This window comes from Pseudomonas sp. CCI1.1 (assembly GCF_034348165.1).
Lineage (GTDB): Bacteria > Pseudomonadota > Gammaproteobacteria > Pseudomonadales > Pseudomonadaceae > Aquipseudomonas > Aquipseudomonas paracarnis.
Window position 1 is genome coordinate 3,690,893 of the sequence record NZ_CP133780.1, and the last position, 18,750, is coordinate 3,709,642.

Consider the following 18,750-nt stretch of genomic DNA (forward strand, 5'->3'; position numbering starts at 1 on the left):
TTCTTCGCGAGCAAGCTCGCTCCTACAAAGGGCTCGATCTGCGCTGGACGATCAGATCGACTATCTGCTCGATGGTCGTGATGTGATCCCAATCCTCCTGCGTCGCTTGCAACTTGAACTGCCACTTGATCTGCATGACAAAGCACGTCAGATCGTCATCAATGATGTCGAAGTCATGGATGAAATCGGTTTGCTCCGTCACATCGCTTCGGTCGATAAAGCCGATGATATCGACGAATAGCTGGATCACTTTTTCGCTGATGTCGGCTCTGGTCAGGCTACCTTCCATTTCTCGCCTCATAGGCACACTTACCAATACTGACTAGGTCAAAGACTGCAAGCCCGGCAGCAACGAAGGGTATGCCTCGCCCGATGATGCCAAATACCCGAACCGTGCCAAACGTTGCCTTTGCCATTCTGGCCATGGTGGGTTGCCTGATCAATGTACGAGGGAAAAAGCGCATGCCGATCAGGCTAGCCAGGTTCGTGGTTTTGCTGGAGCCGACGTGAACCCAAGCACCCACCGCAATTTTGCTTATCGGTATGCCCGCCGCGCCAGTGATCACGGTGGCTGCCGTGAGGCCGTAGTGTTGCTGTGTACATTTCCAGAGTTCATCAAACGTCGTATCCGGCACAGCGGGGTCAGCGTGAATCGGCTTGAGTAACTGGTAATGAGGGCCATGACTCCAACCTGGCGAACTCGGCAACACCATGACTGCCGGGCAGCTTGTCATCGTGTTGCCCACATGAAACGCCATGCTTGAACTGGAGCCCAGATCAATGCCATTTGATTCAAGTTCCAACTTGCTTCGCATAATCGCTGTATGAAGATCGCTTTCCTGCATGACTGTAATCCCTGTGCATGAGTGACAGACGGGGTGGTAGGTCGCAGTAAGACGCGATAGAGGAGTAAAGAGGAAAACCAGAAAGGTCCTAGGTCATAGCCGGATTTGGCCTACCGACCATTCAGCGCTCAGGTGAAAGAGACCTCAAAACCTCCGTGTTTCAGTGGCCAGCAAGACCGATCCCTTTCATTTGCGGGACGTTTCCGAGAGAATCCCACGGCCTTGTTTCCGTCGGATTCGGTAGCTAGTCTCGCTCTGTCATCGAATGTTCGGTGACCGGACGTGCAAGTCCGATGGCAAGCAAGATCATAAATAAACCTACAGCCAATATGCCTGTTATGGCGGCTGTGCGTGGGAGGCCTTCGGGCCTGCTGGGTTTGGATCCTTGCCCCGGTCTTGCACACCTACGCACAGTTGCCACCCTAATTCGCGTGCAAGCGAACGGTGTCGACTTCTTCCAGCAAGGAGTTTCACCATGGTCAAAAAAGTCACCCCCGATCCACCCCAGCCCAAAACCGACTTCCTCAGCGAAGACGCCCTGCTCCACCGTCGTGCCATCGACTACTACCTCAAGGCATCCGCCCCGGATGCGCCGATCTTTATCCTGAATGACAACCTGAGCTTCGAAGACGCCCTGGCCCATGCGGCGGAGTTGTTGCACTGCGCGGTGGAGACAGCGAATGCGTCGGGTGAGGTGATGAAGGCGCCGCAGCGGGCGGTGATGCATTTGGTGGAGATGGCGAAGGGGGTGGTGGACCAGGCGCTGGAGTGCGCACAGCCTCGATAGTCGACGCATAACCCCCTGTGGGAGCGGGCTTGCCCGCGATAGCGGAGGGTCAGGCAATAAATGGCTGGCTGATACACCGCTATCGCAGGCAAGCCAGCTCCCACATTGGAACTTCAGTGTTCTTGAGAGGGGTGGCTGGATCAGAACCCGCGATGTTTTGCTCGCGAAGGCGGTGTGTCAGTCAACTTATTTAGCGACTTGCTGATCGTTCCCACGCTCTGCGTGGGAATGCCGCCCTGGACGCTCTGCGTCCGCTCTTAAAGTCGTGACGCGGAGCGTCACCAGATGCATGCCCACGCGGAGCGTGGGGACGATCAGCGCCAGGCCTTAAAACCCGCGATGTTTCTTCAGGTGTTCATTGATCTTTGCGGCAGGCACTTTCTGCAACGTGCACAACAGGTCATGGGACAGCTCGCGCAAACCATGAGTCTGGCGCAGTTCCTGGGCCAGGTGCGCGGTGAGGTTGGCGGCCATTTCCGCATCCGCCAGCGCCCGGTGAGCCTGGCCGGTGTGGGGCAGTTTGGCGTAGGTGTTGAGGGTGCCGAGCTTGTGGTTGGGCGCCGCCGGCATCAGGCGGCGAGCCAGGAGCAGGGAGCAGGCAAATTTTTGCAGGCGGGTGCGGCGGATCAGGCCAAGCTCAAAGTCCCAGAACTTCTGGTCGAACGCGGCGTTGTGCGCCATCAAGGGCGTGGTGCCGACGAACTCATTGACTTCGTTCATCACCCGTTCAGCCGGTGGCGCGCTGCGCAGCATGGCGTTGCTGATGCCGGTGAGCTGTTCGATAAACGCCGGTATGCGCACGCCAGCATTCATCAGGCTCTGGTAGCGGTCCACGATTTGCCCGCGCTCAAGGATGACCACGCCAATCTCCGTGGCCCGGCAGTGGCTGCTGGGGGTGATGCCGGTGGTTTCAAAGTCGATGACCGCTATGCGTTCCAAACCTGTTCCTACTCCGTTCAACGATCTATTTGAGCAACAACGCGCCTTCGATCGGCACGTAGTGGCTGGCGGCGCGTATCAATGAGTTGGCCGTCAGCCCCGGCACGCCGTAGGCCACGGCCCGCACGCCATGCTTGTGGATAATGCGCTCGAGCAGCATGTCGAAATCACCGTCACCTGAGGCCAGCACGACTTCGTCGACATGGTCGGCGGCGTCCATGATGTCCAGCGTGATGCCCACGTCCCAGTCGCCCTTGGCCGAGCCGTCGCTGCGCTGGATGTACGGCTTGAGTTTTACCGTAAAGCCCAGGTTGCGCAGGATCTGCTGGAACTGCTGCTGCTTGCTGTCGCCGCGGTCGATGGCGTAGGCGTACGCCTCGACAATCTGCCCGCGCGCGCTGATGTCAGCCCACAGGGCGGCGTAGTTGAAGTGGCAACCATAGGCCTGGCGCACGGTGTAGTAGAGGTTTTGCACATCGGCGAACACTGCAATTTTTTTCACCGCACTTCCTCATGGACAGCCAGGCGCCAGCGCCCGGAAAGGGCGCCAGTATGCCAGCCAAGGGAGCGTTTCCGGGAAAAAATCAGACCGGAGCGCCGCAGCGCCCCGGCGTGGTGTGTCAGACGAAGGAATCGTCGTCGCCAAAGGATGAGGAATCGTCGGAATAATCGCTGTCGGCGAAGTTATCAGAGTTGCTGCCCCAGCTGTCATTGCCGGCAAACTTCTGGTCATCGTTGCCCCAGTTGCCCTGGTCACTGGCCGGTGCCGGTTGTTCGATGATTTCTTCCACCACCTGCGGCTGCTGGTTGTGATGGAACAGGCTGCTGATGCCTTCGGCCAGCAACACCCCACCGGCCACGCCGGCGGCGGTTTTCATGGCGCCACCGAGGAAGCCGCTGCCGGCTGGCGCGGCGGCCGGTGCTTGCGGCTGTTGATAGTTCTGTTGCGGCGCTGGCTGGCCAAAAGCGGGCCGCGCCGGCTCACGCCAGCCGCCACCTGAGTTGCTCGGCGCAGGCTGTGGCTCACGGGAGCCGCCGCCAAAGATGCTCGACAGGAACCCACCACCGCTGGCCGGCGCTGGTTGCGTGGCCTTGGCCCGTTGCAGCTCGTCCTGCAATTGCTGGATTTGCTGGGCCTGTTGCTTGTTTTGCGCGTCGAGGCTCTGCAGCGCATGTTCCTGCACCAGAATCGACTGGGTCATGTAGTAGCCGACGGCGGGTTGGCGAGCCATATGCTCCTTGATCCGCGCTTCGGCCTGGGCGTCGCGGGGGGCTGAGTCCGTTTCGGCTTGCTGCAACCGTGAAAACAGTCCATCGATCAGGGTTTGCTCTTCGCTGTTCATGGCGACCTCGTTAGATTGCCGATAAAAAATTCCGGTCCCGCCTGTGATCAGGCTGGGGGCTTTCCAGTTATGGGGATGTTACGAGTTGTTTCAATGGTCTTTACTCAAGGTTTACGTTTGCGCCCCTTGGACCCTGATCGGTTAAAGTGTCGCCATCTGCTTCCAGGCCTGTGATGACCCTGATGAATCCGTTAGACGTTTTGCGCGACTCCTTCCGCTTTACCCAGCGCAACCTGGGCGCCATCGTCCAGCTGTGCCTGCCGTTGGTGATCCTCGAAGCCTTGCTGCAACAGGTGCTGGACCACACGCTGGGCCCGGATGCGTTTCCCGGCTACAGCGTGGTCGTAGGTTTGTTGGTGTACCCGCTGTACACCGGCGCCCTGATCCTGTTTCTCGACGCCCGCACCCGGGGCGAGTCGCCGCGCACCAAGGACGTGTGGGCCATGGCCTTGAGCCTGTGGCCGCGTTTTGCCCTGCTGACAGCCATGAGCACCTTGCTGATTCTGCTGGGGCTGTCGCTGTATTTCCTGCCGGGCTTGTGGCTGATGGTGGTGCTGGCGTTTGCCGAATACCTGCTGGTGCTGCGCGGTATGCCGGCGTTGGCGGCGATGAAGGAGAGCTTTCGCCTGACCCGCGGGCATTTCTGGCGCATCCTGGTGTGCCTGCTGTGCGTGATGACGCCGTTGTGGCTGCTCAAGGGCGCCAGCGTGGCGGCGTACCCTGAACCGGCGCCGTTGCTGGGGCTGCTGATGGACAGCGCCCACAGCTTCCTGCAACTGTTCACCAGCGTGGTGCTGTTCCGTTTATTCATGCTGATCGGTGGCGACGCCGACGTGCGGTGATATGCTCCGTGGCTCTTCTGACACGCATATAAGCCGAGCCGATGACCCGTTTATTGCGCATCACCCTGTTGAGCCTGTTAATCATCACCGGCCTGCTGGCCGCGCTGATCTACAGCCTGACCTGGCGCCCTGCCGACAAAGAGACCCTGCCCGTCAGCTGCGTGGCACCCCGTGCGCCGACACTGTTGCCGGGGCAGGCGCTCAAGGTCATGACCTGGAATGTGCAATACCTGGCCGGCAAGAACTACGTGTTCTGGTACGACACCCCGGACGGTAGCGGCCCGGACGATCGCCCCACCGTCGAAGACATGGCCTTCAGCCTCGACGAAGTGGCGCGGGTGATTCGCGACGAACAACCCGACATCCTGCTGTTGCAGGAAGTCGACGAAGGCGCCAAGCCTTCCCATTATCAGGACCAGCTTGCGCTGTTACAGGAGCGTCTGGTCGACCTCTACCCCTGCAGCGCCCAGGCGTTCGACTGGAAGGCCGACTTTGTGCCCAGCCTGCATATCTTCGGCAGTGTCGGGCGCAAGCTAGCTACGCTCAGCCGCTATCAGATCGAACACGCCGAACGCCTGCAACTGCCGGCCGCCGAAACCAACTTCATCAGCCGGCAGTTCCAACCTAAACCTGCGTTGCTACTGACTTACCTGCCCTTGAGCGATGGCGGCCAACTGGCGGTGCTCAATACACGCCTGGACGGCGGCGCACCTGGCCGCTCGGCAGCGCAACAACAAGTGCAAGCCACGGCCAAGCTGCTGGACAAGTTCGAAGGCCGGGGCACGCCCTGGTTGATCGGCGGGGATTTCAATCTGCTGCCACTGGGCCAATACCTGCGCCTGGACGCGGCTAAGCGTGGGCAGTATGCGCCGGACAGCGAGTTGCACCTGCTGTGGGACAAGTACCCGATGATCCCGCGTAACAGCGAGTCCAGCGGGATTGATCGAGAAAAATGGCTGACGCACTTCCCCAATGACCCGAGCCTGGACGGGCCGGATCGCACCTTGGATTATCTGTTCTACAGCCCGCGCATCAAGCGGGTGGAGGCGAAGGTGAGGCAGGAGGACACATTGCGCATTTCCAACCATCTACCGGTTATCGCCCGCTTCCTGCTGCCTGCCGCGCAATAACCCACATCCTTAATCTTTTGTGGGAGCTGGCTTGCCTGCGATGCCGCCGATGCGGTCTTTCAGTGACACCGCAGCGATGCGATCGCAGGCAAGCCAGCTCCCACATTTGAACTGCATCGTGCCTACTTACGCGGCTTGATCCGGGCCGTCGCTTCGGCCACCAACGGGTCATCCGGCCAGTAATGCTTGGGGTAGCGCCCTTTCAAATCCTTCTTCACCTCGGCATAGGTACTGCGCCAAAAGTTCGCCAGGTCCTGCGTGACCTGCACCGGTCGCCGCGCCGGGGACAGCAGGTGCAGCTTCACGGCCAGGCGCCCGCCGGCAATGCGCGGGGTGTCTGCCAACCCGAACAATTCCTGCAAGCGCACCGCCAGGATCGGCGGCTGTTCGCTGTAGTCCAGGCGTACCGATGACCCTGAAGGCACTTTCACATGCTGCGGCGCCAGCTCTTCCAGGCGTTGGGGCAAGGGCCATGGCAGCAGGTTGTGCAGGTAGCTGAAGATATCCAGGTTGGCGAAATGGCTGAGGCGCGAGACCTTGCCCAGGTAAGGCATCAGCCAGTGTTCGAGGCTCGCGAGCAGGGCCTTGTCACTGATGTCGGGCCACTCGCTGGTGTTGCCGGCATCCAGTTGGCGCAGCAGCATCACACGGGCTTGCCACTGACGCAGTTCCGGGGTCCAGGGCAGCAGTTCCAGGCCTTTGCGGCGCACCAGGTTGACCAGCGCCTGGCTGCGAGCGGATTCGTCGAGGCCGGTCAGGGGTTCGCGGCTGAGCACCAGTTCACCGACTTTGCGTTGGCGCTCGGCACGCAAGACGCCTTCGCGCTCGTCCCAGTCGAGTTGGTCGACGTTGCGCACTTGCTCGGCCAGCACCGTGTCGAACAGCGCCGGGGCAAAATCCGCCGCCAGGTAGATGCGCTCTTCACGCTGGCCCTGGCGGCTGCCCAGGTCGGCGATCACCAGCCAGGGTTGTTTCATCAGGCTGTCGGCTTCGGCAAACAGCGCTGCTCGGCCATTGGCCAGACGATATTCAGCGCCACCAGGGCGCCGTTGCTGGGCGACGCGGTCCGGGTAGGCCAATGCCAGCAAGGCGCCGAGCCAGCGCGGGTGGTCGGGGTTGTCCACCGGCTGGGTCGCCTTGCCGCGCAGGTAGCCACGGTATTGCCGGGCCAGTTGCTTGGCGCGCTGCACGCCCCCCTGGGTGCCGCGCGCACGTTCTTCACCGGACATCAGCGCCAGGCGGCTGTGCAAATCGGCACCGCCGCCGCGCAAGATGTCGCGTTCGCCCAACAAGGCTGCCACGTCGCAGGCGGTGGCGGCGAGGCCCAGGTCCTGGCCACGTAATAACAGATGGGCGATACGCGGGTGAGCCGGCAACTCGGCCATCTTCTGGCCATGGGCAGTGAGGTTTTCTTCGTCCAATGCACCGAGGCGTTGCAACAGATCCTGGGCCTGGGCATACGCGGCAGTCGGTGGTACGTCCAGCCACACCAACTGGTTGGGCTTCACACCCCAACGGGCCAGTTGCAAGGCCAGCCCTGCCAGGTCAGCGGCGAGGATTTCCGCGCTGCCATAAGCGGCCAGACCGTCGTGCTGGTCTTCGGACCACAACCGGTAACACACCCCCGGCTCCAACCGCCCTGCCCGGCCGGCGCGCTGGGTGGCGCTGGCGCGGGAGATGCGCTGGGTGTCGAGGCGGGTCATGCCGCTGCCGGGGTCGAAACGCGGCACCCGCGCCAGCCCGGCGTCGATCACCACGCGTACGCCGTTGATGGTCAGGCTGGTCTCGGCGATGTTGGTGGCCAGCACCACTTTGCGCTTGCCGGCCGGCGCCGGGTCGATGGCGGCGCGCTGGGCGTTGAGGTCCAGCTCACCGTGCAACGGGCATAACAGTACATCAGGGCGATCTCCCAAGGCCTCAGTCAGTTGCTGGTTGACCCGGCGAATCTCCGCCTGCCCCGGCAGAAATACCAGCACACTGCCGGGCTCGTCATGCAGGGCTTCGAGGATAGTTTGCACCACGCGCGGCTCGATAAACTCCCCGGCCTGGTACGGCCGGCCCCAGCGCATCTGCACCGGGAACATGCGCCCTTCGCTGCGCAGGATCGGCGCGTCATCCAGCAGGCCGGCCAAGCGCTCGCCTTCGAGGGTGGCGGACATCAGCAGGATCTTCAGCGGCTGCTCGTCGCGAAACAGCTCGCGACCGTTAAGGCTCAGGGCCAGCGCCAGGTCGGCATCGAGGCTGCGCTCGACGAGATTGCCACTTGCACTATCTTATCAAAGCTGTCAAAAATGTAGTTAATACAGTGGCTTGAATGGATTTATGTGAATGGAAAACACTTTGACAATCATCAAGGAAATGCAGTGTTTGCCTTTCTATCCGATCACAGCGATCCCTCGTGACGTCCTGGAGCTCATGCAGCGTTCTTTCGATGCTTTAGCCACACGTTCCAATACAAAGGCTGGCAACCTCATTCCCGTTTTCGATGCCTACTGTCATGTGACCGCTACGCCCATCACCTACCTGTCACTTTCGAACGCGGGATTCGAAAAAGTCATCCAAGGTTTTTTGGGGGCCCTCGATGGCGACTCGCTAGTTCCCGTGGGATATCAAGCCAGGAGGGAGTACCAGCGGAGCTTCGTCAAGCTAATGATCAAGATGCGCGAAGAGATTCCGATGCTGCCGGAACTCACCACCGCAGACTGGCAACCTAAGCTCTACCAGCACGTGTGGCAGGAGATGCAACATCACCTGGATCCTATTGCTGTGCGGTACTGGAATGGCTGGACGGTTCAAGGCCGTAATGGAAAAAACGGGTACGTGCCCATTGCTTATTTGTGGAACTCTCATGGCCATGAGTTCGCTGAAAGTGTGTACGAACACTACAGCAACAACATGTCGAAAAAGTTGAGCCCATCCCATTCTGACTTCAATACATTTGTCTATTATCTCGCGAACAACGAAGAACGCTGGCCAATCTCGACATTCCAAAATCCAGTGGAAATCAGGCGACTATTCGTTGACTTCATGTTCCACAGCTTCACACAGGCATTAGAAAACGGTACAGACTTAGATAACCGAAGCCGTTCCTACTCAAAATTTGTATTCTCAATGGATGAGGTTTTTCTGCAATCCGGAATTTGGGCTAAGCCATTCTCGGGCGCTCTACCCAGGCCAATTTCAAAGTCGACGTCAGGTACAAAGACAAATACCAAACAGAAAGCTGACGGAACAGTTGTAAAGGACAAATTGATTACAGAAGTTCCTATCCACCTTACCGATAGCGAAGCTATCGAAATTCTGTTCAAAAACATCCATGAAGACAACGCGCTCGTTTTGAAATGGGCGAGACATCGACTGCAAAAAGCCAAAGAAGCATACGAGGCCTGTGTAGAGCGTGGGCAACGAGGAACTGTTATCACCGGTGGTAACAGCAACGCAAAAACTATCGACGAAATTGGCGCAGAAAATATATGTGCGACCTTCCTAAAAAAAGGGATCACATATTTCAAGAACAACTTAAAGAGCATCCTGGGCAAAGCTCCCAAAGGCGAAGCCTATAAGCTTCTTGGCATTCCCAGCGTAGAGACCGTCTTCGCTCTACAGATGCTATTGATCCACGGACATCCAGATGTCACCGACGCGTTTTTCTTGGGCCTAGAACTTTATGATAAGCGAGGCGACCTAACAGCGCTCACAAAAACAGAGTCGGGCGCCTATCAATTGACCGGATATAAAGACAGGGCTGGCGGCCATAATAGTGAGAGAAAGATCCTGCTATCGGATGAAGAGACCGAGTGGGTACAGCTTACGCTTTCCATGAACCAAGTATTGCGAGACGAGCTTCGAGCAGCAGGTAACGACGAGTGGCGATATATGTTTCTTCACACCGCAGGACGATTTGCTACACCGTCTAAGCCAGAGTCCATTAAGCTGAATGATAAAACCATTAAGTTCAGACGCGAAATGGTTGAAGAGTTCATGGTTCTTGGAAATCGTAGCGAATTCGCGACCGTGCGCTTCATTTCTAGGCTGTCAGTCACAGCATTTCGCGCTTCCGCAGCCGTCGAGATCTTCCTGCGTGATCACGACGTTGAGGAGATGGCCAGGGCGTTGGGCCACAAGGGATACACCTCCACACTGCTTAGCAGCTACTTGCCAGAGCCCATCCTGGCCTTCTTCCAGACACGCTGGATCCGTCTGTTTCAGCGCGGGATTATCTGCCGCGCTATGAAAGACAGCCCGCGCCTGCTAGAAGTCGCCCACTTCGCAAGCATGGAGGAGCTCCATAAATTCCTGGAAAACCACGCATTGCGGGAAATCCCGGAGCACTTGCAGAACCCTGACTATCTCAAGACGCCCGCAGCCGCAGCCGCAGCCAACGATTCTGATGCTGACAAGCCTGGCCAGGTGATCGTTTCGATCGATACCGGCGTGCTCACGGCCCTGCTGTCGCTAAAAGCCGCCGTTGTCGAAGCAACCAAGACAAACCCAACAGGCAGGCAGCTCTGCTCGAAGGCCATCTACTGGGCGCGCTTCACGGATCTGGTGGTCAAAGATATTGAGGAAGGCCTGGACAGTGACTTGATTGATCACCTCGAAGCTGCTCAACACCACGTCAATGCCTCTCACATGGAAGACCTGATCTATGCAACTGCCTCCTGAGCTCGATTTCCTTGCCCCTTTCTTGGTTGAGCCCTCAGAGGCGTATCGATACGCGTCTTGGCTGCTGAATGACTTCGACGCTGATATCTGGGAATACAGCTTTGACTACAAAAAGCCCAAAAACCTGGATTGGAGGGTGCAGCTGGATGATGGAAGCCTGCTGACGGATGCCAAAAACCAAAATCTTCTGTTGGGCTTCAAGTACTACCTAACGTCCTGCACTCGTGACGATTCGGGCTATATTCAGGAGACCAATGAAGTCCAGGGCCAGCAGCTTCAGCGCTTCTGTCATGCATGCCACATCTTGGATTTCTTGTTAATTAATGGCAAACGCTACCGATTGGCGAAGTATGGCCTGGAAGGTCTTACTGCCGGTAACTTGACAGAGATTCTCGAAACGCTTGCTGACACTCCACTCATTGCAGAGTCGGTGTACAACTGGCGTGAACGGCTGAGAAATTACTGCTTAAAGCTTGTCGAAGCAACCAGTTCCATCGCCTTGGCCGAACTCATTCAAGCCATGCCCCAAATTGCCGAAGTTTCCGATGAGCAGCGTGTCGATAACAACCTCGGCATTGCTTGCGAGCTAATTCCTAAAGTTCGCGCCGCGCTCTATCTTAAAGGTTTCTACCACAAGCAGGTGGGTGGTAACAGACCAAACACCACTCAGCTATCGCAGGAGATCTATCTAGAGACCCTTTGGGGGAAAAACCAACCCAAAGTGATGTATGACATCCTCATTTATAATGATGACTCCTCACAGTTCGATCGTGAGTTCCCAGGTGCGCCTGTAACAAGCGGCGCCCGAGAAAAAATGCGTGATTCTACATACGTTACTTACCGGCGCGCAGTGTATCAGCTAGGCGTTCTCCATGAGTTGAAGTTGCCAGCCCCAAGGGAAGAAGCCCTCATAAAGGCGGAAAAATTCCAGCCTGATCTGTCGACCATCGGGCGCTTCCGCACCCTTCCGTCCGAAATCGTCTTCACGGGTCTGCGCCAGGCAATCGAGTTTCACCTCGACCATGGCCAGGAGCTTAGCAGGGCGTTTTGCCGTATCGCACTAGAGTGTCGTAAACGCAGCGTTTCCCCGAGCGCCCTGACCGCATCAGAGGTTCAACAACTGGTAGGGCCCAAGCTGGCAGCGTTTGGTGTAAGCAAGCTTTGCTTGGCTATGAACTCAGCGAACAACGGGGCATACCACAGCAATATCAAGGGCACCAAAGAATCCTATTTTGAGAGCCTGCGTGCCAATCATGGCCTCTATGAGCTTCTGGGCGTCTACATAGGCTGCGTACAGCTGACTGTGGGAATCCTGATGGCACGCAGGGTCAGCGAGCTGTACGACTTGAACGCCAAAGACTGCCTAGATGAGACCGAGGGTTGGCTGCTGTTCCGGAACGCAAAAAGCACTCGGCACTTGTTTGGCATGCGCCGCCGAGAAGCCAGGCCGATCGAGCCGATCGCGGCAGATATGATCAAGACACTCATTCGAATGCAGAAGGTGCTTCGTCGTATCGGCTACATCCCGAAGCTTCAGAAGCTCCTTTCTGTTCCGAACTTCAAGGGTGCAGCGAAACTGACAGAGTCCAGTGCCTACGTCTACAACCGCAACCTGGATCTCTACTGCGACTATTTTGAGACCCCGCTGACGGCTAAGGGGGAACGACACTACTTCCGCCAGCATCAGATGCGCCGGTTCTTCGCGATGCTGTTCTTCTACTGCGGCAGCTTCGCCAAGCTCGATACGCTGCAATGGATGCTCGGGCACACTGATCCGAAGCACGTATACCGCTACATCACGGAGTCGACTGATGGTGCAGTGCTGGCCAGCGCGAAAGCGCAGGCCGTGGCCGAGCAACTGCACCAAGGCAACTATGAGAACTTCATGGAGCTCACGCATCTGCTGAAGGAACGCTACGGTACTGAAAAATTCACGTTGATCAGCACCCACGACCTGGAAGATCAAATTGTGGAGTTGATGCAGGAGGGCTGGGTCGAGATCGAGCCCGAGTTTTTCAGCGATCACGAAGGCAAAAAATTCAAGATTGTGGCGCGCCTTAAGCGTGCTCCGGAGGCAGCATGAGCAAGGGCAAGGGTGTTTCACTGGCCGCACAGGCCGTGCCGTCGGTGCGTGGGCTGCACGCATTACTGGTTGAAGCTATCAAACGGCCTAAGCAGTACTATGCCGACCAGGAGCTTCTTAAAGCGCTGAAGAGCCAAGGTGGTATTGCGGCTCTAGAACGCATGGTAACCAGCGATCGTGGCGAATCCCTACAGATCATGGCCATGAGCCTGAACTCTCTGAAAACCTACGCCGAAGGTCACTTACCTGGCGGGTTCAAGGCCCTCAATGACCTAAGGCTCAAAGCGCTAGAAGCCCTTAAGATTGCGGAGAATCGTGGAGAGCGAGCCAACAAGCGCAGCCGCTCTGGCCTCACGCTGAAGGTTGCCGAACTGGAGCATGAGCTTCTGCTGCATCGCCAGACCAACATGCTCCTGCTTAAAGCGCTGGCAGAGTCCCACGATTGGTTTTTCAACATCCACAACGCCTCCTCCCACTTGCTGCGGGAAAAGGCGGCGCAGGATGCAACTGAGAACCTAAGAGCGATCCTCAGCATGGCGATGCCACCCTTCAATACCCTGCACACTGTCGAAGCGCCGGCACCCTCCGCCGACGTGTCCAACATTGCCGATTACAGGAAGGGGTAGTCATGCAAGCCGTGACCAAGAAAAAGCTTCATTCTCTACTCGGTGAGTTTACATTTTTCAGCCATTACTCTGTCGATCGATTCAGCACCAAAGAGGCGACGAACATGTCCTTCTTGTGTTGGCCGAACGGTTCGCCCTGCCTCATCGGCAACTTGTATCTTCAGACTTTGCTCAACAACCGAGGTCGCACACGCAATGGCCTTTCCCGGAGGGGGACGAAGGGGGGCTCGATGGCAGGCCATGCAGGGATGGTGGGACAGTTGCTGAAGCGGTGCTATCGGGATGGTATCGATCCGATCAACCTCACGGATCAAACCTTCACGGCTTACATTGTCGAAATCCGACTGGAGCCCGCTAAGTACAATCCAGCTCAGCCCAAGAAGACAGAAAATAGTGTGATTGCCACGGGCAAGGTGTGGCTCGATTTTTTGGTTTTTGTGGGCACCTTCTATCGTCACCCGAATTTCGTTTCAGAGAACGGAACCATCCGTGCGCGCGAGGAGACCTACTACATCAAAGTCCGGGGAGGCAGAAAAGTTCTAAAGTCCCATCTTTGGCACCACTCATTCGGCAAGCCTCACCGAGTACGGCGTCGTGACCCTGTTACCAGCGAGCAAGTACAGATGCTTAGGGCTGCCAATCGAAAGGACAAGGCCACCGACTTCGTGAAAATGCGGCGCCTCATAATGATCGAATTGTTCAATGACCTCGGCCCTCGGCGTGGCGAGCTGGCAAACCTGAAGGTGCAGGATGTGCGCGATGCGATTGCTCTTGGCCTCGACTCTCCGGTATTGCGCTTGGACACCCTGAAGCGTGAGGAAGATGCTAAGCGGTATGTACCGATTCTGATGCCAACGCTGCGAATGTTAGACCGGTTCATCGATGGCCCTCGGCGCAAGCTCATGCGCAATTTTTACAAAGGAAGCAAGGATCACGGCTACCTGTTTGTATGCTCCAGAACCGGAAAGCCCCTCAGCGACAAAAATTTTTCTAACGAAATCCTAAAGCTTCGAAAGCTCGCAGGTATCGAGTCTCAGATCTGCCCGCACATGTTCCGGCATGCCATGATCACTCGCCTCTTCACCCAGTTCATCGCACGGCATCAGCTGAACAACGCGGATGATTTTCGGCGTGCGCTTTTGGACACCGAAACCTTCAAAGCCGAGGTCGCCGAATGGACTGGTCACCTCGACCCAGACTCGGTGGAGAACTACATCCATCTCGCTTTCAGGGATCTGTCGGGCTACACCGAGACCCTTAGCTCAACGCACCTTACACTGGCTATGGACAAGTACTTCACACTCTCAAAAGACCTTGAGCAGCAGTTGGAAGAAGGTTTACCGGTAGCCGAATACCTCCGACTAAGGCAGGAGCTTAAGGAACTGTACAAGCAAGACGCTGAGATCGCAGAGAAGCGCATTACGTCGCTGAAAAAGTGATAAGGCTGAGGCAGATGAAGCGATCTGCCAATAAGCCGCTCAGCGGCCTCCTGCTTGACCTAAAGCGCCAGATCCGTAGCAATACCAATACCAGGAGGCGGCTCTCACAACCTCATAACGCCTCACCAGCGGTCTAGTATTGATTCATCCTGGCAATATGCTATCCATGAGATCGGGGGAATCTATCTCCCCTAGGATTAGCTCCAGCGCTCCACGGGCGTTAGAACGCAAAAAGCAGGGAGAATCGATGCGCCTAGATCAGATGCCATACAACTCAATGCCCACCCTGGCCGTCCTTCCGTTCCGGCAATTCAGCATCGGATGGACATGGCAGTTGCGGGCACTCAAGCTCTTCCCCGACTCCCAATTGTCCTGGAAGCGTTACTTCTACGATAACGGCAGTGGCCATGCGAGGGCGGCTGTTTTCACCTCCTACGAGGAGGCCATAGGAGCTGCGGACGAATTCAACAGCCGAACCAGTGAACTGGTAGCTCAGGCGGTGCCGGATCCTGTGCTTCAGAACTCGACCGCCCTGAAGGTCGAGAAAGCACTGACGGCGGCGCGCCGTATCCGGGGAGAAGAAGAGCTCATGGAGCGCGAAGCAATCAAGCGAAACGCCCATTTGCCCCGTCCCAACATGCAGGAGCTGGAACTGCACAATACGATGGAAAGCTTGCGACAACCCCTCTACCAGGAGCTTGAGCGCGCTCCTTACCTGGAGATAGTTGCCATCCCGAGATTCAACATGTGCCTTCGTCGTACCGAAGACCAGACGTGGGAACAGATCGGAGCCTTGTCTCCCAAACGCTCGCAGATTTGCCTGCGAGAGGTGACAGCCAAAGGATTCGGTCTTTCGGGAGCAGATCACTGGGGGAGAACGAAAGCACAGATTCGGGCACTGCTTCTTCCCAGAGCCAATCAGCTGCTGCAGTTAGCGAGCGTCAAGCAGATGCTTGCCGAGGCGAGGATGCGCGGCCAGAGAGTAGTGGTCTGCGGTGGCTTCGTGTTCTGGTATGAGGACGACGGGGTGCCACGGTGGGTGCTGAAAAACACGGGTGGCGAGTCCAGCAGCGATGAAGGAAACACCTTGTGGTACGAGGGAACGATCTTATCCAAGAACCATGGCCGGATCGTCGTGCTTCCCTATATCAAGGAGAACGGGGAAAAGGTTCAAGGGCACACGAAGAACGCACCGCACGATGGAAAGGCGCTACCTCGCCATCGAGATCAGTACGTCACCCTACCTTTTGAGATCCTGGACGGCGACCTCATGATCGGACTATTTGGTGAGCTCCACTATGAGTAATGCACCGACTAATCGGACATCCCTTCCATGTAAGGACAGCAGATGATCACGAAGATCAAAATCCAGGGCTATCGGATCTACGGCGACTTCACGCTGCTGCCCAACAGGGATCTCAATATCCTTGTGGGCGGTAATGACGCGGGGAAGTCGACCCTGATGGAGGCAATTGGTCTCGCGCTCAACGGGCGTACCGGTGGTCGCTCCGCTCAGGAGGAGCTGAACCCGTACTGGTTCAACAAAGACCTGGTTAATCAATTTCTGGAAGACTGCGCCTGGGATGAAAAATCGGCGCTACCAGAGATCCTGATTGAGCTATTTCTAGAAAATCGGCCAGAGTTGCAGTTTCTCTGCGGGGCGATCAACAGCGATAGGAAGACGAATGCCTGCCCTGGTATCTCGTTCAAGGTCATTCCTAACCCCGAGTATGACGAGGAACTTGCCCAGTGGCGTATCAACCCCAGCGCGCTGATACCCGTTGAGTACTACAAGATTGAATGGCGTACCTTTGGGGATGAGGTACTGACTCGGCGCCCCCGGCAGCTCGCCGTTGCGACTATCGATTCCCGTACCGTCCGCTCAACCTCAGGCGTCGACTATCACCTACGCCAGATCCTCAGTGACCATTTGGAGCCGAGCGAGAAAGCCAAGATCTCCCAGCATTACCGCGAGATCAAAGAGTCCATGACCTCTAACTCCCTGGGAGGAGTGAATGATCGCCTCAAGGATATTCGAGCGCCACTGGATAACCAGGTGATGGCCTTAGCCATGGATCAAAGCGCTCAATCCTCCTGGGAGGGGTCGGTCACACCACACGTAGATCATGTGCCGTTCGCCTTGGCAGGCCAAGGGCAGCAGGCTTCGATCAAGATTTCGCTGGCCATGCAGCGCCTGTCCGAGCACACCAGCATCGTGATGATTGAAGAGCCAGAGAATCACCTGTCACATACCAGCTTGACCACGCTGCTGTCGCGCATCGAGGAGGCTGCAGGTGAGCGTCAACTGTTCATCTCGACCCACAGTGCCTATGTGCTGAATCGCCTCGGCCTGAGCTCCTTGCTCCTCCTGCATCGCGGCAAGGCATCTCACATCGAGACGCTTGATCCGGACACGGTCGGCTATTTCCAAAAGCTCCCAGGCTTCGACACGTTGCGGATGGTGCTGGCTCACAAGCTCGTCCTAGTGGAGGGCCCTTCGGACGAGATTCTGTTCGAGCGATTCTTCAAAGACCTCTACGGTAAGCACCCGATGGAGCTGGGGATTGATGTGATGAGCATGCACGGGCTGACGTTGAGGCGCTGCCTTGAACTGTGTACTGCCATCGATCGACCAGTTGCAGTTCTTCGAGACAACGACGGAGAAGACCCAGAAACCCTTAAGGAAACTGTCAGCGAACTGCTCGAAACAGGAAAGCGCGAACTCTTTATTGGTGCAAAGGAAGCGGGCAGGACATTGGAGCCACAATTGAGGGCGTGCAACAGCGAAGAGTCTCTGCGCAAGATTCTTGGGGCCACTGATAGGGCCAAGCTTGAGAAATGGATGTCGAGAGAGAAAACGGAAGCAGCACTTCTCATCGCCAAATCCAAGGAGACGGTCACACCGCCACCATATATGGCTGCGGCTGCGGCGTTCATTCATGGCTAAAAACTACCTGACCCTGGCAGTTGCGGGTGCTCGCAAGACTCAAGGCCTGGTGGAGCATTGCAAAGCATTAGCAGCCGATCGCAAAGTTCTGCTCATCACCTTCGCCCAGGCCAATCAGATCGAGTTGCGCGAGCGCGTAAGGCGGTATGCCGGAGACCGACCCGGCTTGGAAGTCTCTGGCTGGTTCAGCTTTTTGCTGCGTCATTTCGTCAAACCCTTCGTCCCATTCGCATTCCCCGGCAAGCGCTGCAGGGGCTTCAATTTCGAAGGTGATCCAGGACGATATGCCAGCGGTGAGAATCGATTTTTCGATTCGTCGGACAGTGTGTATGCGAAGGAATTAGCACGCTTGGCCCACCAACTGATTGGCCAAAGCGGCGGGGCCTTGATTCAACGCCTCGAATGCCTTTACGACGAAATACTCATCGACGAGGTTCAGGATCTTTCAGGTTACGACTGGGACATCCTGGAGGCGCTGTTCGGCACACGCATTGAGATACGGCTCGTCGGGGACGTCCGGCAGGCAGTCTTGTCCACCAATCCTCGTGGTCAAATGAAGAAGGCCTTTGCCTACTCGAAATCCATTGCATGGTTCAAAAAACAGCAGAAAGCAGGCCGCCTGGAAATCAACTACAGCTCTGTCACGTGGAGGTGCTGCCAGACAATAGCTACCTTTTCCGACACCATCTTCGAGGCAATCTGGGAGTTTCCGGAAACGACCTCACAGAATCACTCGATCACACCCCACGACGGCGTTTTCCTCGTGAAGAAGACTCACGTCCGTCAGTACGTTGAGACATTCCAACCCCAGTGCCTGCGCAACAGCATTCGCTCGGGGACGGAGTTCGACCTCAACTACATGAACTTTGGGGTATCCAAAGGGCAAACCTTCAACCGCGTGCTGATTTATCCAACCGAACCTATCGGCAAGTTCATCAGCAAAGGGGAGTATCTCTTGCCCCTATCCGCAGCCGATTTTTATGTAGCGGTCACACGGGCCGAGCAAAGTGTGGCGATTGTCTTGGATAAGCCAGGGGCCTCACAGATCCCCTATTGGCATCCAACTGTCGCCGCTGAGTAATTGCATGGACTTGACCACCCATT

General features: G+C 57.0%; 15 protein-coding genes and 1 pseudogene. 10 read left to right on the top strand and 6 right to left on the bottom strand.

What is annotated here, in order from left to right; genetic code table 11:
• Nucleotides 1–22: 22 nt before the first annotated feature.
• Both RHM69_RS16580 and RHM69_RS16585 read right to left on the bottom strand, forming a co-directional pair.
• A complete protein-coding gene (locus tag RHM69_RS16580) occupies nt 23–289 on the bottom strand; it encodes an acyl carrier protein (protein ID WP_019818047.1) in 267 nt (88 codons plus the stop codon).
• Nucleotides 279–845 carry a hypothetical protein gene (locus RHM69_RS16585; RefSeq protein ID WP_032873225.1) on the bottom strand — a complete coding sequence of 189 codons (567 nt, stop codon included), beginning with the start codon at nt 843–845 and terminating at the stop codon, nt 279–281. The genes RHM69_RS16580 and RHM69_RS16585 overlap by 11 nt, the downstream gene beginning before the upstream one ends.
• Before the next feature lie 475 nt (nt 846–1,320).
• Here RHM69_RS16585 and RHM69_RS16590 point away from each other — a divergent pair, with 475 nt between their 5' ends.
• On the top strand, nt 1,321–1,632 hold the full coding sequence (locus RHM69_RS16590) for a DUF6124 family protein (protein WP_014720050.1): 312 nt from the start codon (nt 1,321–1,323) through the stop codon (nt 1,630–1,632).
• A gap of 327 nt (nt 1,633–1,959) precedes the next feature.
• Here RHM69_RS16590 and RHM69_RS16595 read toward each other — a convergent pair whose 3' ends face one another.
• From RHM69_RS16595 to RHM69_RS16605, 3 genes are all read right to left on the bottom strand, one after another.
• Nucleotides 1,960–2,571 carry a PolC-type DNA polymerase III gene (locus RHM69_RS16595; protein WP_020301743.1) on the bottom strand — a complete coding sequence of 204 codons (612 nt, stop codon included), beginning with the start codon at nt 2,569–2,571 and terminating at the stop codon, nt 1,960–1,962.
• Nucleotides 2,572–2,596: 25 nt separating this feature from the next.
• Nucleotides 2,597–3,073, bottom strand: coding sequence for an NYN domain-containing protein (locus tag RHM69_RS16600; RefSeq protein WP_003194396.1), 477 nt, complete (start codon nt 3,071–3,073; stop codon nt 2,597–2,599).
• A gap of 118 nt (nt 3,074–3,191) precedes the next feature.
• The gene (locus RHM69_RS16605) at nt 3,192–3,914 is read right to left on the bottom strand and encodes a DUF2076 domain-containing protein (RefSeq protein WP_200600569.1); all 723 of its coding nucleotides are present in this window, start codon (nt 3,912–3,914) and stop codon (nt 3,192–3,194) included.
• A gap of 182 nt (nt 3,915–4,096) precedes the next feature.
• Between RHM69_RS16605 and RHM69_RS16610 the strand changes: the two genes are divergently transcribed.
• Both RHM69_RS16610 and RHM69_RS16615 read left to right on the top strand, forming a co-directional pair.
• Complete coding sequence (locus RHM69_RS16610; protein WP_032904195.1) at nt 4,097–4,756, top strand: YciC family protein; 660 nt, start codon at nt 4,097–4,099, stop codon at nt 4,754–4,756.
• Between the two features lie 41 nt (nt 4,757–4,797).
• The gene (locus tag RHM69_RS16615) at nt 4,798–5,886 is read left to right on the top strand and encodes an endonuclease/exonuclease/phosphatase family protein (protein WP_019818052.1); all 1,089 of its coding nucleotides are present in this window, start codon (nt 4,798–4,800) and stop codon (nt 5,884–5,886) included.
• A gap of 122 nt (nt 5,887–6,008) precedes the next feature.
• Here the strand turns inward: RHM69_RS16615 and hrpB are convergent.
• Nucleotides 6,009–8,135: pseudogene (gene hrpB, locus RHM69_RS16620) on the bottom strand (ATP-dependent helicase HrpB); the annotation flags it as partial.
• Between the two features lie 79 nt (nt 8,136–8,214).
• Here hrpB and RHM69_RS16625 point away from each other — a divergent pair.
• From RHM69_RS16625 to RHM69_RS16655, 7 genes are all read left to right on the top strand, one after another.
• The gene (locus RHM69_RS16625; RefSeq protein ID WP_130175021.1) at nt 8,215–10,551 is read left to right on the top strand and encodes a hypothetical protein; all 2,337 of its coding nucleotides are present in this window, start codon (nt 8,215–8,217) and stop codon (nt 10,549–10,551) included.
• Entirely contained in the window at nt 10,535–12,634 is a 2,100-nt protein-coding gene (locus tag RHM69_RS16630) for a site-specific integrase (protein WP_130175022.1), read from the top strand. Before RHM69_RS16625 ends, RHM69_RS16630 begins: the two co-directional genes overlap by 17 nt.
• Nucleotides 12,631–13,260, top strand: coding sequence for a hypothetical protein (locus RHM69_RS16635; RefSeq protein WP_130175023.1), 630 nt, complete (start codon nt 12,631–12,633; stop codon nt 13,258–13,260). The genes RHM69_RS16630 and RHM69_RS16635 overlap by 4 nt, the downstream gene beginning before the upstream one ends.
• 2 nt (nt 13,261–13,262) lie before the next feature.
• Nucleotides 13,263–14,699, top strand: a complete 1,437-nt coding sequence (locus RHM69_RS16640) for a tyrosine-type recombinase/integrase (protein WP_130175024.1) — start codon at nt 13,263–13,265, stop codon at nt 14,697–14,699.
• Between the two features lie 247 nt (nt 14,700–14,946).
• Complete coding sequence (locus RHM69_RS16645; RefSeq protein WP_130175025.1) at nt 14,947–16,005, top strand: hypothetical protein; 1,059 nt, start codon at nt 14,947–14,949, stop codon at nt 16,003–16,005.
• A gap of 42 nt (nt 16,006–16,047) precedes the next feature.
• Entirely contained in the window at nt 16,048–17,646 is a 1,599-nt protein-coding gene (locus tag RHM69_RS16650) for an ATP-dependent nuclease (protein ID WP_130175026.1), read from the top strand.
• Nucleotides 17,639–18,727: a UvrD-helicase domain-containing protein gene (locus RHM69_RS16655; RefSeq protein ID WP_130175027.1), complete on the top strand. Its 1,089-nt coding sequence runs from the start codon at nt 17,639–17,641 to the stop codon at nt 18,725–18,727. The genes RHM69_RS16650 and RHM69_RS16655 overlap by 8 nt, the downstream gene beginning before the upstream one ends.
• Nucleotides 18,728–18,750: the final 23 nt, after the last annotated feature.

Coding starts and splice junctions, on each gene's coding strand:
- RHM69_RS16590 (WP_014720050.1), top strand. CDS start 1,321: ATGGTCAAAAAAGTCACCCCCGATCCACCCCAGCCCAAAACCGACTTC.
- RHM69_RS16615 (WP_019818052.1), top strand. CDS start 4,798: ATGACCCGTTTATTGCGCATCACCCTGTTGAGCCTGTTAATCATCACC.
- RHM69_RS16650 (WP_130175026.1), top strand. CDS start 16,048: ATGATCACGAAGATCAAAATCCAGGGCTATCGGATCTACGGCGACTTC.
- RHM69_RS16645 (WP_130175025.1), top strand. CDS start 14,947: ATGCGCCTAGATCAGATGCCATACAACTCAATGCCCACCCTGGCCGTC.
- RHM69_RS16610 (WP_032904195.1), top strand. CDS start 4,097: ATGAATCCGTTAGACGTTTTGCGCGACTCCTTCCGCTTTACCCAGCGC.
- RHM69_RS16655 (WP_130175027.1), top strand. CDS start 17,639: ATGGCTAAAAACTACCTGACCCTGGCAGTTGCGGGTGCTCGCAAGACT.
- RHM69_RS16640 (WP_130175024.1), top strand. CDS start 13,263: ATGCAAGCCGTGACCAAGAAAAAGCTTCATTCTCTACTCGGTGAGTTT.
- RHM69_RS16635 (WP_130175023.1), top strand. CDS start 12,631: ATGAGCAAGGGCAAGGGTGTTTCACTGGCCGCACAGGCCGTGCCGTCG.
- RHM69_RS16605 (WP_200600569.1), bottom strand. CDS start 3,914: ATGAACAGCGAAGAGCAAACCCTGATCGATGGACTGTTTTCACGGTTG.
- RHM69_RS16580 (WP_019818047.1), bottom strand. CDS start 289: ATGGAAGGTAGCCTGACCAGAGCCGACATCAGCGAAAAAGTGATCCAG.
- RHM69_RS16630 (WP_130175022.1), top strand. CDS start 10,535: ATGCAACTGCCTCCTGAGCTCGATTTCCTTGCCCCTTTCTTGGTTGAG.
- RHM69_RS16625 (WP_130175021.1), top strand. CDS start 8,215: ATGGAAAACACTTTGACAATCATCAAGGAAATGCAGTGTTTGCCTTTC.
- RHM69_RS16585 (WP_032873225.1), bottom strand. CDS start 845: ATGCAGGAAAGCGATCTTCATACAGCGATTATGCGAAGCAAGTTGGAA.